Origin of the sequence: Sphingobacterium sp. HSC-15S19 (assembly GCF_050433745.1) — a bacterium.
In the GTDB taxonomy this organism is placed as follows: domain Bacteria; phylum Bacteroidota; class Bacteroidia; order Sphingobacteriales; family Sphingobacteriaceae; genus Sphingobacterium; species Sphingobacterium siyangense.
This window is the reverse complement of sequence record NZ_JBNPWQ010000005.1, coordinates 1-13,852: the sequence shown is the minus strand read 5'-3', so window position 1 is coordinate 13,852 and position 13,852 is coordinate 1. Positions and strand designations below refer to the sequence as shown.

11 protein-coding genes and 4 tRNA genes are annotated in these 13,852 nt (G+C 40.2%); 12 read left to right on the top strand and 3 right to left on the bottom strand.

Translation table 11 applies throughout. The annotated features are described in order from the left end of the window. Positions 1 to 133 precede the first annotated feature (133 nt). From L1283_RS05290 to L1283_RS05280, 3 genes are all read left to right on the top strand, one after another. The gene (locus L1283_RS05290; RefSeq protein WP_120333595.1) at positions 134 to 1,321 is read left to right on the top strand and encodes an aminopeptidase C; all 1,188 of its coding nucleotides are present in this window, start codon (positions 134 to 136) and stop codon (positions 1,319 to 1,321) included. A 111-nt stretch (positions 1,322 to 1,432) separates the two neighbouring features. Continuing rightward, positions 1,433 to 2,671 (top strand): thioredoxin family protein, encoded by a 1,239-nt coding sequence (locus tag L1283_RS05285; RefSeq protein WP_075990969.1) that lies wholly within the window; start codon positions 1,433 to 1,435, stop codon positions 2,669 to 2,671. 53 nt (positions 2,672 to 2,724) lie between these two features. Then, positions 2,725 to 3,963 carry a thioredoxin family protein gene (locus tag L1283_RS05280; protein ID WP_145328927.1) on the top strand — a complete coding sequence of 413 codons (1,239 nt, stop codon included), beginning with the start codon at positions 2,725 to 2,727 and terminating at the stop codon, positions 3,961 to 3,963. Between the two features lie 130 nt (positions 3,964 to 4,093). On the opposite strand, the gene L1283_RS05275 is transcribed toward L1283_RS05280, so the two are convergent. Next, positions 4,094 to 6,217 carry a prolyl oligopeptidase family serine peptidase gene (locus L1283_RS05275; RefSeq protein WP_145328929.1) on the bottom strand — a complete coding sequence of 708 codons (2,124 nt, stop codon included), beginning with the start codon at positions 6,215 to 6,217 and terminating at the stop codon, positions 4,094 to 4,096. A 238-nt stretch (positions 6,218 to 6,455) separates the two neighbouring features. On the opposite strand from L1283_RS05275, the gene L1283_RS05270 reads away from it, so the two are divergent. The 9 genes from L1283_RS05270 to L1283_RS05230 all read left to right on the top strand — a co-directional run bounded on the left by L1283_RS05270 (position 6,456) and on the right by L1283_RS05230 (position 12,069). Then, on the top strand, positions 6,456 to 8,624 hold the full coding sequence (locus L1283_RS05270; protein WP_429625942.1) for a M1 family aminopeptidase: 2,169 nt from the start codon (positions 6,456 to 6,458) through the stop codon (positions 8,622 to 8,624). Positions 8,625 to 8,683: 59 nt separating this feature from the next. Continuing rightward, the gene (locus L1283_RS05265) at positions 8,684 to 9,439 is read left to right on the top strand and encodes a UDP-2,3-diacylglucosamine diphosphatase (RefSeq protein WP_286834762.1); all 756 of its coding nucleotides are present in this window, start codon (positions 8,684 to 8,686) and stop codon (positions 9,437 to 9,439) included. Continuing rightward, positions 9,421 to 10,011 (top strand): Crp/Fnr family transcriptional regulator, encoded by a 591-nt coding sequence (locus L1283_RS05260; RefSeq protein WP_286834763.1) that lies wholly within the window; start codon positions 9,421 to 9,423, stop codon positions 10,009 to 10,011. Before L1283_RS05265 ends, L1283_RS05260 begins: the two co-directional genes overlap by 19 nt. A gap of 66 nt (positions 10,012 to 10,077) precedes the next feature. Continuing rightward, positions 10,078 to 10,407, top strand: a complete 330-nt coding sequence (locus tag L1283_RS05255; protein WP_075990964.1) for a DMT family transporter — start codon at positions 10,078 to 10,080, stop codon at positions 10,405 to 10,407. A 98-nt stretch (positions 10,408 to 10,505) separates the two neighbouring features. After that, positions 10,506 to 11,579, top strand: coding sequence for a peptide chain release factor 1 (prfA, locus tag L1283_RS05250; protein ID WP_046672315.1), 1,074 nt, complete (start codon positions 10,506 to 10,508; stop codon positions 11,577 to 11,579). A 73-nt stretch (positions 11,580 to 11,652) separates the two neighbouring features. After that, a tRNA-Asp gene (locus L1283_RS05245) sits at positions 11,653 to 11,726 on the top strand. Positions 11,727 to 11,785: 59 nt separating this feature from the next. Continuing rightward, positions 11,786 to 11,862, top strand: a tRNA-Asp gene (locus L1283_RS05240). 31 nt (positions 11,863 to 11,893) lie between these two features. Next, a tRNA-Asp gene (locus tag L1283_RS05235) sits at positions 11,894 to 11,967 on the top strand. 25 nt (positions 11,968 to 11,992) lie between these two features. After that, positions 11,993 to 12,069 (top strand) — tRNA-Asp (locus tag L1283_RS05230). Between the two features lie 63 nt (positions 12,070 to 12,132). On the opposite strand, the gene L1283_RS05225 is transcribed toward L1283_RS05230, so the two are convergent. Both L1283_RS05225 and L1283_RS05220 read right to left on the bottom strand, forming a co-directional pair. Continuing rightward, on the bottom strand, positions 12,133 to 12,354 hold the full coding sequence (locus L1283_RS05225; RefSeq protein ID WP_075990963.1) for a (4Fe-4S)-binding protein: 222 nt from the start codon (positions 12,352 to 12,354) through the stop codon (positions 12,133 to 12,135). A gap of 62 nt (positions 12,355 to 12,416) precedes the next feature. Next, positions 12,417 to 13,658 (bottom strand): MFS transporter, encoded by a 1,242-nt coding sequence (locus L1283_RS05220; RefSeq protein ID WP_075990962.1) that lies wholly within the window; start codon positions 13,656 to 13,658, stop codon positions 12,417 to 12,419. Positions 13,659 to 13,852: the final 194 nt, after the last annotated feature.

The following is a 13,852-nucleotide window of genomic DNA, read 5'->3' as shown; positions in this document are numbered from 1 at the left end:
ATATCCTATTCTCCAACAAAAGATTAGCAAAAAAATAGTAGATTTTTAAGAACAATTATTTTACAGAGGAATTTACCTTACTAAATTTAATTTATTTAATTTAGCACCACACTAAATTAACAAAATACTAACAATGAATTGGAATAAAACGATTGTACTAGCTGCTTCACTTTTCGCAGCTTCGTTCCAAGTACAAGCACAGGACAATTTGATCAATGCACTAAAAGCAAATCAAAATGACAATAGCAAATCTGGATTTACATTTACTGAAGTTATCAATCTAGGTAACACATCCATCAAAAACCAAGGTTCATCAGGTACTTGTTGGTCTTATTCAGGTAATTCTTTCCTGGAGTCAGAGATGATCCGTATGGGTAAAAAACCAGTTGAGATCTCCCAAATTTATACTGCGCGCAATACGTACTTAGACAAAGCTCGTACTTATGTACGCCTTCATGGTGGATTATCATTGGGTGAAGGTGGTCAATTCCATGATGTTTTGAACTCATTCCGTAAATACGGTACAATGCCGCAATCTGCTTACACAGGTCTTCACTACGGCACTACACGTAACAACTTTGGTGAAATGACAAATATGTTGGATGCGATGTTAGGAGCAGTAGTAAAAGGCAAAACATTAACGCCAAACTGGGAGAAAGCATATACCGCAGCGATGGATTCTTATCTTGGAGAAGTACCTGAGAAATTTGATTACAACGGTAAATCTTATACACCACGCACTTTTGCAGATCAGGTAATCGGTATCAATCCGGATGATTACGTTGGTATTGCTTCGGTAACTGACCATCCATACTATAGCCAATTCGTATTGTTGATTCCTGACAACTGGTCATTCGACCGTTTCTATAATGTTAAGATGAACGATTTAACGGACATCATTGACAATGCGTTACAAAAGGGCTATACTGTAGCTTGGGCAACTGACGTATCAGAAAAAGGCTTTTCTTGGAAAAACGGTGTAGCTTATGTGCCAGAAAAACCTTTCGAGGAAATGACAGATCAGGAAAAGTCAACGATGTTCGTTGGTCCTAAACCAGAGTTAAAAGTAACAGCGGAAGAAAGACAAAAAGCTTTCGACAACTGGCAAACTACAGATGACCACGGCATGCATATCGTAGGTCTTGTAAAAGATCAAAACGGAAAAGAGTATTACATCGTTAAAAACTCTTGGGGCACAACAAATGACTATCATGGTTATTTGTATGCGTCAAAAGAATTTGTACGTTATAAAACAACTTCTTTGATGTTACATAAAGACGGTCTAACAAAAGATTTAAAATCGAAGATAAATATCAAATAAGCGATTTATCAGTCCACGAAAACACCTCTGAAATTAATACTTCAGAGGTGTTTTTGTTTTCAGATTAATTTAATAACTTAAACATAATTATGAATCTTTTGTTGAGTGAGTATGAGAAGTATAATCGCATTATGCCTTACAATTTTATTCGGGAATTTGGCTCAGGCCCAGACCAAGGGGGTGAAATTTGTAGAAGGGTTGAGTTGGAAACAAATAAAGGAGCGGGCACAAGCTGAGAACAAGTTTATCTTCGTAGAGCTATTTGCAACCTGGTGTGGCCCATGCCAATATATGAGCAATGAGATCTTTCCCTTAGAGCAGGTGGGGCAGCCAATTAATCAGAACTTCATTAGTGTCAGGGTACAAATGGATTCCACAGAGTCCGACAATGCCAATGTCAAAAAATGGTATGCCGATGCGCGTGCTATTTCCAATGAATACAATATTCAATCCTTTCCCACATTTCTTATCTTTAATCCCAATGGGCAAGCGGTACACCGGATTGTCGGTGCAAGTGACGCTCCCGAATTTGTCGGTCATGTGATGGATGGACTCTATCCCGAAACACAGTATTACACGCTGTTAAAAAAATTCGAGAAAAGACCTCAAGATATTTATACAGCAAAGCAGATGCTGAAAGCAGCAAATATCGCTTACGATGAAAATACAGCACGAAAGGCAGAAAATACCTTAGCAAATTCATTGGGCACGGATGAACTATTCAAAAAAGAAAATGTCCATATTTTATTGGCGGCTGCCAAATTCACCAATTCAAAAGCTTTCAATCTTATTCGCAACAATAAAGAGAAAATTGATATTCTATTAGAGTCACCAGGTATTGCCAACCGTACTCTGGCAAATGTTGTCGTCAACGAATTATTTCAGATTAAAATAGATGCCAAACATGAACCCAACTGGGATAGTTATCAAAATGAACTTGCTGCAAAATATCCAGACATCGATTTCGTTCCGATGTTCAAGAAGATAAAAGCACACTACTACCTTCAGGTGAAGAATTATGTAGCCATGAAGAATACGATCAATGATTACCTTTCGTCAGAAGATTTTACTCCACATCAATTAAATACCTTTGCCTGGACTATTTTTAACAATAGTAGCGATGCTGCATGTATTGAATCCGCGTTAAGCTGGAGCAAGAAATCCATCATTGAAGATCCAAGCAGTGCATTCTTGGATACCTATGCAAACCTACTCTATAAGAAAGGAGAAAAAGAAAAAGCCATAAAGTGGCAAAACAAAGCTATTGAAATGGCCAGTGAGGACGATCGTCCTATCTATCAAGAAACACTGGACAAAATGATGAAAGGAATAAAAACTTGGGAGAACTAACCTTATCCCAACTAATGCGAACGATTAAATTAAAAATCTAAAATACCAACATTATGAAAAAATTGATTTTAATGCTATTTCTAATCCCTACCCTACTGTTTGCGCAAAGCGAGGGGGTCAAATTTGAGCATGGGCTCAACTGGAGTCAGATTAAAGAAAAAGCGGCTAAAGAAAACAAATTCATTTTTGTAGACTGTTTTACAACCTGGTGTGGCCCTTGTAAATATATGTCGAGTACTATCTTCCCACAAGCTAAAGTAGGTGATTTCTTCAATGCAAAGTTTATCAATGCAAAAATTCAGATGGATAAAACCAAGAATGATAATGAAGATGTAAAATCATGGTACGAAGAGGCCGACCGTTTTGCCAAAGATTATAAAGTTAGGGCATACCCAACTTTTCTGATCTTTGATTCAAAAGGTACCCTTGTTCATCGTATCGTTGGTGGCGGTGAAGCGGACGATTTTATAGCGAAAGCACAAAAATCACTTGATCCAAATACACAATATGAAACGCTATTAGCAAAATTTAATGCCGACCCAACTAATGTAAACATTGCTAAAAGTATGGCTATGGCAGCCAAAGAAGCTTATGATCAAGAGACACAGGCAAAAGCGGAAGGAGTCGTATTAGCGTCCTTGACTACAGATCAAATCTTTACAAAGGAGAATATCAATTTATTACTTTCGGCGGCAAATGTTGTCGATTCTAAGGCTTTTAATTTAATCAAAGATAACCCTGCTAAATTTGACGCCGTCAGTGAAAAAGTAAAAGCAAATGACTTCTTGTCCCAGCTGTTGGTTAGTAACGCCGTAAACACCAAAATCCGTGCAAAGGAAACGGTTGATTTCGCAAGCATAGAAAAAGAATTGGCGCAAAAATATCCAACTGTCAATACAGAAAAAGCAAGTCTCGAAATGCAACCACGTTATTACGGTTATACCAAAAATTACCCGGGCTTAAGAGATAGCTTCAATAAATATATTGCAAAATATGGTTCGACCATCACAGCAGCGGAATTGAACAACATGGCTTGGTCTATTTTTGAAAACTGCAATGATCCTGCCTGTTTAAAAGCAGCAGCGGAATGGAGTAAATTGTCCAATGAGAAAGAAAAAGATGCGCCGATGTATCTAGACACTTTTGCAAACATATTGTATCGCCTTGGAGAAAAAGAAAAAGCTATTAAAACGCAAGAAAAAGCAATTTCACTTATCACAGATGCTACCCAAAAAGAAGAATATGTAGCGACCTTACAAAAAATGAAAAAAGGTGAAAAGACTTGGCAATAAGAAGATATTCTAATCGTCGATGAATAAAAAAGCCGCGGTCAATAACTTGATCGCGGCTTTTTTATTCATTGCTCTACAAACAGTGCTTTGAACCAACAGATAATGCTTTGAGCACTGGAAAACTGTCTACTTACTTTAACTCTTTAATACCCATATTCCAGAGCGCGAAAGCATATTTATCAACTGTACTATTGATCAGAACTTCTGTTGACCGTCCAGCACCGTGGCCAGCTTTTGTCTCAATACGAATCAATACGGGGTTATCACACGCTTGCTTTGACTGCAGTTCGGAAGCAAACTTGTAGGAGTGCGCCGGTACCACCCGATCATCATGATCTCCGGTAAAGACCATCGTCGCAGGGTAACAAACCCCAGATTTCACATTATGCACCGGAGAATATGCTTTCAGATAATCAAACATTTCTTTGCTATCACTGACCGTACCATAATCATAGGACCAACCTGCACCAGCTGTGAAGGTATGATAACGCAACATGTCCAAAACACCAACCTCAGGCAGTGCGACCTTGGCTACTTTGGGATCTATTGTCATTGTTGCTCCAACGAGCAAGCCACCATTTGAGCCCCCCGATAAAGCAGTATACTCGGGTGATGTATAACCATTCTCCTGAAGATAATGTGCCGCGGCAATAAAATCGTTAAACACATTCAATTTGTTGAATTGTCTACCGCCATCATGCCATTTCTGACCATATTCACCCCCTCCGCGCAAATTCGGAACAGCATAAACACCACCATTGGCCAACCAAACTGCAACGGAAGTACTAAAGGCAGGTGTCAAGCTGATATTAAAGCCGCCATAACCATACACAATCGTCGGGTTTTTCCCATTTAAGACAATCCCCTTTTTGTACGTAATAATCATCGGAACCTTAGTACCATCTTTGGATGTGTAGAAAACCTGTTTCGATTCATACTGATCGGAATCAAATTTCACCTTAGGTTTGATATAAAGTGTAGACTGACCAGAATTTACGTCAAACTTATAACTTGAAGAAGGTGTAATGTAATTTGAAAAACCAAAATAGATTTCTTTTTCCTTTTTCTTACCCGAAAAACCACTCGCCGTACCCACACCAGGCAATTCTATTTGCCGAATCTTTTTACCCGTATAATCGTATTGAATCACAACCGAAACGGCATCTTTCAAATAGTTTGCAAAAAGATAGCCTCCACCCGTACTGATCGAAAGTACATTTTCAGTTTCTGGAATAACATCTTTCCAGTTCTCCTTTGCAGGATTCTTCAAATCAACTTTTACCAAACGGTTGTTGGCAGCCTTGTAGTTCGTCTCCAATAAGAAACTATCCCCAATATTGTCAACGACACCTGTATTTGCGTCAAAATGATCTTGTAAGCAGACAATCTTGCCGTTCGGCTGATTGAGATCCTGATAATAAAGTTCATTTCCTGTTGTCGTATTTGCAGCGGAAATAATCAGGTAACGTTGATCGTCTGTTAATGAAGCTCCTATATAACGTCTCGGTGTTTCAGGGCCACCAAAAATCAATTTATCTGTAGATTGGGCTGTTTTAAGTTTATGGTAGTATAATTTATGTTGGTCTGTTTTTTCAGAAAGTTCAGATCCTTTTGGTTTATCGTAACTCGAGTAATAAAAACCATCATTTCCTTTCCATGCAATACCAGAGAATTTGACATCCACTAGCGTTTCACCTACAGGCGACTTATCCTTGGCATTCAGTACAATGACTTTCCGCCAGTCTGATCCTCCTTCAGAAATAGAATAGGCGACTAAACTGCCATCCTTTGAAAACGAAACATCGGCCAATGAAGTTGATCCATCTTTCGAGAATGTATTTGGATCCAAGAAAACTTCTTCTCCTCCCGTCTCCCCTAGTTTACGATAAAGCACAGCATGTTGCTGTAAGCCGTTATTCTTAAAAAAATAAGTATATGCACCTTCCTTAAACGGAGTCCCTATTTTTTCATAATTCCATATTTCGGTTAATTGATCTTTTAATTTTGTACGGAATGGAATTGCATTCAAATAGTCAAAAGTCACTTTATTCTCTGCCTGTACCCAGTTTTTTGTCTCAGCTGAACGATCATCCTCCAACCAGCGGTAAGGATCTGCAATCTTTTCACCCCAAAATTCATCCACGACGGTTCCTTTATTTGTCTTCGGATATGTTAACTGTTGTCCATAACCGGTCGTCGCCGTACCTGCCATACCTATCATCATTAGAATAAGGCCAAAATTTTTGTTTATCATAAAAAATCGTCTACTTGTTTCAACCAACCTAAGTTTTATTCACTTAGCACCTGAAAATTCAATTTGAGTTGAATATAAATAAATTTATCGATCTCTTATCTTAAAATATACGATACACCTGCATTTTTTAACGCACAACAACCTATCCAGCAACATTATACACATATTTCTTTGCGGTATATTTTCATAGCAACCGAAATTTCTTTAGATTTATTTAAATCTTGAAAATATCACAACAATGTTTAAAAAAGTCATATATCTCTCTTTGTCAATTTCCATTCTTCAAATTGGAATAAGCGAAGCACAACAACTTCCCATAGATCAACAATATCGAGCCACTCCTACGAAGATCAACAATCTTGTCCACACCAAGCTGGATGTTCGTTTTGACTATACCAATCAATTCCTCAATGGAAAAGAGTGGATCACGTTACAACCCCATTTCTATCCAACAGATTCCCTTCGTCTCGACGCAAAAGGCATGGATATCAAACAGGTGTCGCTAGTCAATGGCCAACAATTGGTCCCTTTAAAGTATAGCTATGACAATAATTCCCTGCTGATCAAGCTGGACCGTAATTACGTTGCCAAGGAACAATATACAGTATACCTCGATTACACAGCAAAACCCAACTTATTAAAAGTTCAGGGCAGCGCAGCGATTAACGATGCTAAGGGACTATATTTTATCAACCCTGATGAGCGCGCGCCGAACAAACCTCGTCAAATATGGACACAAGGTGAGACTGAAGCATCATCAGCCTGGTTCCCGACGATTGATCGCCCCAACCAAAAGACTACAGCAGAAATCTCCATGACTGTTCTTGACAACTATGTCAGCCTATCGAATGGTGTATTGAGCAAGCAACAGAAAAATAATGACGGTACCCGTACAGATACCTGGACAATGGATTTACCACATGCCCCATATCTATTTATGATGGCCGTTGGTGATTTTAAAATCTATCAGGACAAATACAACAATATCCCCGTTGACTATTACCTTGAACCGAAATATGCGCCCTATGCCAAAGATATCTTCGGTAAGACACCAGCGATGATGGACTTCTACAGCAAGACTTTGGGTGTTCCTTACCCTTGGAATAAATATGCACAGATCGTCTGTCGCGATTATGTCTCAGGTGCCATGGAAAATACAAGTGCAACACTACATGGCGAACATGTACAAAAGACGAAACGCGAATTGTTGGACGATAATCAGGAAGGAACGATTGCGCATGAACTATTTCACCAGTGGTTTGGTGATTTGGTCACAGCAGAATCTTGGTCCAATTTAACCATGAACGAATCTTTTGCCACTTTCGGCGAAGTTATCTGGCGTGAGCACGATGGCGGTAAAGATCGTGGAGATAAATCTAGATTTGAAAAACTCCAGTCCTATCTCAAATCGACTAAAAATGGGAAAAGCCCGACTTTAGCCCGTTATTATTATCATGATAAAGAAGATATGTTTGATAATATCAGCTATGCGAAAGGCTCATTGATTCTCTATGCCCTAAAAGAGCAAATGGGTGATGAAGCGTTCTATCAATCGTTGAAAAAATACTTGACAGACAATTCCTTTAAAACCGGCGAGCCGCAACAGCTCCGTCTAGCAATGGAAGAAGTGACCGGCAAAGACTGGGCTCCGTACTTCAATCAATGGTATTACCAAGGCGGACATCCAATTTTGAAGATCACAACAAGAAACGGAGAGAACAGTGTCATACTGAATGTAGCCCAAATTCAAGATTCTACGGTACAGACTTTCCAGCTTCCCTTGGCCGTCGATATCTATACCAAAAATGGAAAGATCAGACAGACATTTCAACTCAACAGGCGGAATGCCCAATTTATGATCCCGCTACCTGCTGCTGTTGAATTTATTGATATTGATCCCGAAAAAACACTCGTGGGTCAAATTCAAATCGATAAATCAGATGCCGACTATCTATATCAATATGAGCATGCACCTTCATTTGCCAACCGCGTCGGTGCGATTGCCTATGCCTCAAAAAATCCGACAAATACCATCAGCCAGCAAATCTTAACAAAAGCATTGGCGGATACCGATGCGGATCTTGCCGCAACAGCGATTCAAGGTCTCGATCTAAGCAATCCCGCGGTCCGTAAGTCAGCCGAAAAAACCATCTTGGCACTTGCAGAGAAGTCCGAAGCCTCTGTTATCCGTGCCTCTGCGATTCAAAAGCTTGCACAGACAAAAGATAAAAAATACAAAAGTCTAATTCTGAATGCTGTAACCGACAAATCCTATATGGTTATCGCAAGTTCAATCATGGCAATAAAAAGTGCTTATCCAGATCAACTTCAGCAGTCCTTGAAGCGCATTGATCCCGATGCTACCGAATATCTAAAAGCGCTGATCACCGAATTATCTAAATCATAGCAAAATATATTGTGGAGGCGAATTTTGTATTCGCCTCCATTTTTTTTAGTTTTGGCCACATGTCAACAAGAACAAAAATTTATTTTGCCTCCGACTTTCATCTTGGATCTTACCCCTTGGAACGTTCACGGGAAAGGGAGCTGCAAATTATACAGTGGCTGGACCAGGTCAAAACGGATGCTGCACAGCTCTATCTTGTTGGTGATATTTTTGATTTCTGGTTTGAATATGCGACTGTTGTCCCAAAAGGCTATATCCGCTTTTTGGGTAAATTAGCCGAAATTGCAGATCTCGGCATTCCCATTACTTTATTTAAAGGCAACCACGATATGTGGATGTTTGATTACCTCAAAAAGGAATTAAATGTACGCATCATCGACAATGAGCTGGAGTTACATCTCAACGGAAAACATTTTTACATTCACCACGGCGATGGTTTAGGTTCGGGAGATTACAAATACAAGATACTCAAGAGAGTATTTCGGAGCCGTCTCTGTCAATGGTTATTTGCACGGTTGCACCCAAATCTCGGAATCGGAATCGCGACACGTTGGTCCAAACATAGCAGGCTTTCGAATAATGAGGACGAAAAGTTTCTGGGCGAAGACAAAGAATGGTTGATCGGTTATGCAAAGGAACTGGAGTCAACCCAACATCACGACTACTATATCTTTGGCCATAGACATCTTCCCTATGATGTTGAGCTGAACTCCAATAGTCGTATTCTAAATTTAGGGGAATGGATCAATTACCATACCTATGCAGTTTGGGATGGTGAAACTTTACGTTTGGAAAAATGGGCGAGCAAATCCTAATTTCTTTATCCGATTGCCTGAATGGTTATCACTTTTTAACGCCTGAAAGTGCTGCAAAATTGGAGCAGGTCAGTAAGAAAATTACGGCGAAAAGAAATAGCCTGTTGATCGAACAGGACAAAATTCAAAAAGACATCTATTTTCTGGCTTCAGGATTAGCCCGCGTTTACTACGAGACGGCCAACCGCCAGATTACCCTGGATTTTGTTTCACCCGGCGGAACACTCATATCCATGAATAGTTATGTCCATGATACACCGGGTTATGAAAACATAGACCTTTTAGAAAATAGTGTTGTTTATCAGATAGACCAAAAGCAACTTTTTGACCTCTACGAAAGTGATATTGCCATTGCAAACTGGGGAAGAAAGATGGCTGAACTTGAATTCATCAAGGCCGAACAACGAACCATGTCCAAGCTCTTTAATACTGCCCAAGAGCGCTATGCCGAGTTACTTCAAAAATACCCCCAATATATCCAGCGGATCAAACTTGGTTACATCGCCTCCTATCTCGGCGTCAGTCAAGTTACCTTAAGTCGGATTCGCGCAACTATTCACACAAATTTTTAACATTTGTAAAAATTATTATCGGCCAAAAGCTGGAACTTTGTACCAAAATAAAAAATAGAAAACGATATGAACTGGATATTTTTAATATTGGGCGGATTATGTGAAATTGGTTTCACCACGTGTTTGGGTAAAGCCAAGGATGCAACCGGGAATGGGCAATGGTTCTGGTATGGTGCCTTTGTTGTATTCCTATTTGCAAGTATGGGCTTATTGATCAAAGCCACACAGACACTTCCCTTGGGCACCGCTTATGCTGTTTGGACCGGAATAGGTGCGGTAGGTACTGTTTTAATGGGGATCTTCTTCTTTAAGGAGCCAGCAGATTTCTGGCGCATATTCTTTATTTTCACGCTGATTGCTTCCATCGTAGGACTAAAAGCAGTTTCCTCTCATTAATAGCAGGCTAGGTTGTTTAAAAGCAACAAAATTTCCTTACTTTTGTACACTCAATAGTAATCTAGGTCATACATTCCTAGAAGAAGCATTTTTGATATATGTTAGACAAATTACAAGCGATAAAAGAAAGATGGGAAGAAGTGGAAGCTGAATTGAGCAACCCTGATACCATGCAAGATATGAAACGTTTTGCCAAATTGAATAAAGAGTACAAAGATTTGGGCAAAATTGTGGACCAATACCATATTTACAAAAATATGGTGAGTAATATTGATACCAATAAGGACATCATCATGAACGAGAAGGATCAAGAACTTCGTGAGATGGCCAAAGAGGAATTGGATCTTTTATACGTAGCAAAAGAAGAAAAAGAAGAAGAAATTCGCCTAATGCTTATTCCGAAGGATCCTGAAGATGCGAAAAATGCCATTATCGAAATTCGTGGTGGATCAGGTGGTGATGAAGCAGCCTTATTTGCGGGTGACCTTTACCGCATGTACACACGTTATTTCGAAACCAAAGGCTGGCGCAACGAAGTAATGGACGTTACCGAAGGAACCTCTGGCGGTTACAAGGAGGTGATTTTAAAAGTTATCGGTGAAGACGTTTACGGACAATTGAAATACGAATCAGGAGTACATCGTGTACAACGCGTTCCGGATACCGAAACTCAAGGCCGTGTACATACTTCTGCGGCATCTGTTGCAGTTCTTCCTGAAGCTGAAGATGTCGATGTTGAGATCAATCCTGGTGATATAGAATTACAGACATCCCGTTCGGGTGGTGCTGGTGGACAGAACGTCAACAAGGTCGAAACAAAGGTACAGTTGACGCATAAACCGACGGGTATCGTTGTTGTTTGTCAGGTAGAACGTTCCCAATTAGCCAACCGTGAGTTAGCGATGGAGATGTTGCGGAACAAACTTTATGAGCTCGAGTTGAACAAAAAGAACGGCGACATCGCTGCAAAAAGAAAAACTTTGGTTTCTACAGGAGACCGTTCGGCAAAAATTCGCACATATAACTACCCTCAAGGTCGCGTAACGGAGCACCGTATTGGAATGACGATGTACAACTTACCGGCAATTATGGACGGTGATATTCAAGGAATTATCGATGCATTGCAGTTTGCTGAGAATGCAGAGAAGATGAAAGATGGCCAAGTAGATTAGTTTTTTTTCAAAAAATCTTTGCAGATACGTAAACAAACGCTATATTTGCACACCTTCTGAGGAGAAGGGTTGAGGTCTGGTAGTTCAGCTGGTTAGAATACATGCCTGTCACGCATGGGGTCGCGGGTTCGAGTCCCGTCCAGACCGCTTCAAAAGAGAGAGAAATCTCATACGTTCTTTAACAAAATAAGTTTTTAAGATTTTTAGGTCTGGTAGTTCAGCTGGTTAGAATACATGCCTGTCACGCATGGGGTCGCGGGTTCGAGTCCCGTCCAGACCGCCAAAAATTATTAAAAACAATCCTTAAGATTTTAGGTCTGGTAGTTCAGCTGGTTAGAATACATGCCTGTCACGCATGGGGTCGCGGGTTCGAGTCCCGTCCAGACCGCTAAAATTTTAAAAACACAATTGTTGGTCTGGTAGTTCAGCTGGTTAGAATACATGCCTGTCACGCATGGGGTCGCGGGTTCGAGTCCCGTCCAGACCGCCAACAAAAAAAGCATCATTTAATTATAAATGATGCTTTTTTTTTGCCTTAACAATACAACAGCTATTATTTTTTTATTTCGTACTGAAGAGCTCCCGAAGGACAGTGCTTGATCTGTTCAATCAATTCGGCCGTACTCGCATTTTGGGCCGTAACCCAGGGCTTATCTTTCGGATGATACACATTCGGCAGACTCTTTACACAAACTGCAGCATGTACACAGCGTTCCGGTATCCAAAGGACGGTTATCTCTCCATTTGGATGTGGATATCTAACTATTTTTTCCATAATTCCATCTCTCTTTAACAATTCATATTTTAAGAACTAATAACGATAAAGGCAATTTTGTTTTAAGAAACAGCGCGCCGTTTTTTGATCATACTACTTACCCGATAGATCATAAAAATACCGACAATGGAAAGTAGAATAACAATCATCCCCAATGTCGGGTAATGTTCCAAGGGGCTTTCTTTTGTTTCTTGGACAATGATTACACCTGCTAATGAAGCAGCAACACCACCTGCCAGCTGTTGCAACGAAGAACTGATACTCATAAATGCGCCCCGATCTTTCATCTCGGGAACAGCAGTGATCAAAGCCGAAGATGGCGTCATCCGACTTAAAATGCCGGCCATCATTAAAATGTTTAAGATAACAACGATATAAAATGGCGTAACACCTAGGTTCGTGTAGATAAATACGACAATCATAAGCCAAAGGGAAGCGAAAGCAAAAATCTTAAACTTATCGTAACGGTCACTCAATTTTCCTACAATAGGCATAATAATCAAGGATGCAATACCTGAAATCATAAACAACATCGGCAGCTGTTCGTGGCTTACCTTTAGATTATTGACTGCAAAAGCACTTCCAAAAGGCATCATCATATAACCTCCAATTGAGAGCAAAGCTGTTGCCATAAAGCCGACGCGGTATTCTCGCTGTGAAAAAGTCAACCAAAGATGCTTTAACGCAGATTGATGTTTCTGAAGACCTATATGCGCCGTAATAGGAATGAGTTTGACCGCTATAATAACGACAATAATCAAAGCCATCACTGCAATCCACAAGAAGGCACTATGCCAACCCCAATTATTTGCAATATATAATCCTATGGGAATCCCCAGGACCTGACTTGCACCGAAGCCCATCTGCACAAAGCCCATCACACGTCCGCGCTGTTGGAGCGTAAAGATATCGGTGATAATAGCCATAGAAATCGAGCCGATAACGCCGCCAAACAGCCCGGTGACGATTCGTGCAGCAACCAAAGTCCAGTAATCGTTGGCAAAACTGCAGCAGAAGGTTCCGATAATAAAGCCAGAATAGAAAAATAACAGCAGTTTCTTCCGATCAAAACGATCGGCAAAGCCCGCGGTCAGCAGCCCCGAAGCACCGGCACTAAAGGCATAGGCCGAAACCGCAATACCAAATTGAGCCGGTTTGAGATCTATGGCTTTCATCAGGATATCCCCCATCGGTGACATCACCATAAAATCAAGCACAACCGTAAATTGCGTCATGGCCAATAAAAACACCACAAGTTTTTGATATGCCGTAAAGGGCGCGTTATCAAGTTTATTTATTTCCATACTGTTCAGATAGCCTCGGTTCAAACTGGCCTAAAAATACAGAAGTGCGCGAACATTCTTTGTAATATGTTTGCAAAATTATCGCGCAAGATTCTACCTTACCTTACCTTACCTTACCTTACCTTACCTTACCTTACCTTACCTTACCTTACCTTACCTTACCTTACCTTACCTTACCTTACCTTACCTTACCT

Bases quoted from the DNA above. Each gene is read 5' to 3' on its own strand.
- L1283_RS05290 (WP_120333595.1), top strand. From the start codon at position 134: ATGAATTGGAATAAAACGATTGTACTAGCTGCTTCACTTTTCGCAGCT.
- L1283_RS05285 (WP_075990969.1), top strand. From the start codon at position 1,433: ATGAGAAGTATAATCGCATTATGCCTTACAATTTTATTCGGGAATTTG.
- L1283_RS05280 (WP_145328927.1), top strand. From the start codon at position 2,725: ATGAAAAAATTGATTTTAATGCTATTTCTAATCCCTACCCTACTGTTT.
- L1283_RS05275 (WP_145328929.1), bottom strand. From the start codon at position 6,217: ATGATAAACAAAAATTTTGGCCTTATTCTAATGATGATAGGTATGGCA.
- L1283_RS05270 (WP_429625942.1), top strand. From the start codon at position 6,456: ATGTTTAAAAAAGTCATATATCTCTCTTTGTCAATTTCCATTCTTCAA.
- L1283_RS05265 (WP_286834762.1), top strand. From the start codon at position 8,684: ATGTCAACAAGAACAAAAATTTATTTTGCCTCCGACTTTCATCTTGGA.
- L1283_RS05260 (WP_286834763.1), top strand. From the start codon at position 9,421: ATGGGCGAGCAAATCCTAATTTCTTTATCCGATTGCCTGAATGGTTAT.
- L1283_RS05255 (WP_075990964.1), top strand. From the start codon at position 10,078: ATGAACTGGATATTTTTAATATTGGGCGGATTATGTGAAATTGGTTTC.
- prfA (WP_046672315.1), top strand. From the start codon at position 10,506: ATGTTAGACAAATTACAAGCGATAAAAGAAAGATGGGAAGAAGTGGAA.
- L1283_RS05225 (WP_075990963.1), bottom strand. From the start codon at position 12,354: ATGGAAAAAATAGTTAGATATCCACATCCAAATGGAGAGATAACCGTC.
- L1283_RS05220 (WP_075990962.1), bottom strand. From the start codon at position 13,658: ATGGAAATAAATAAACTTGATAACGCGCCCTTTACGGCATATCAAAAA.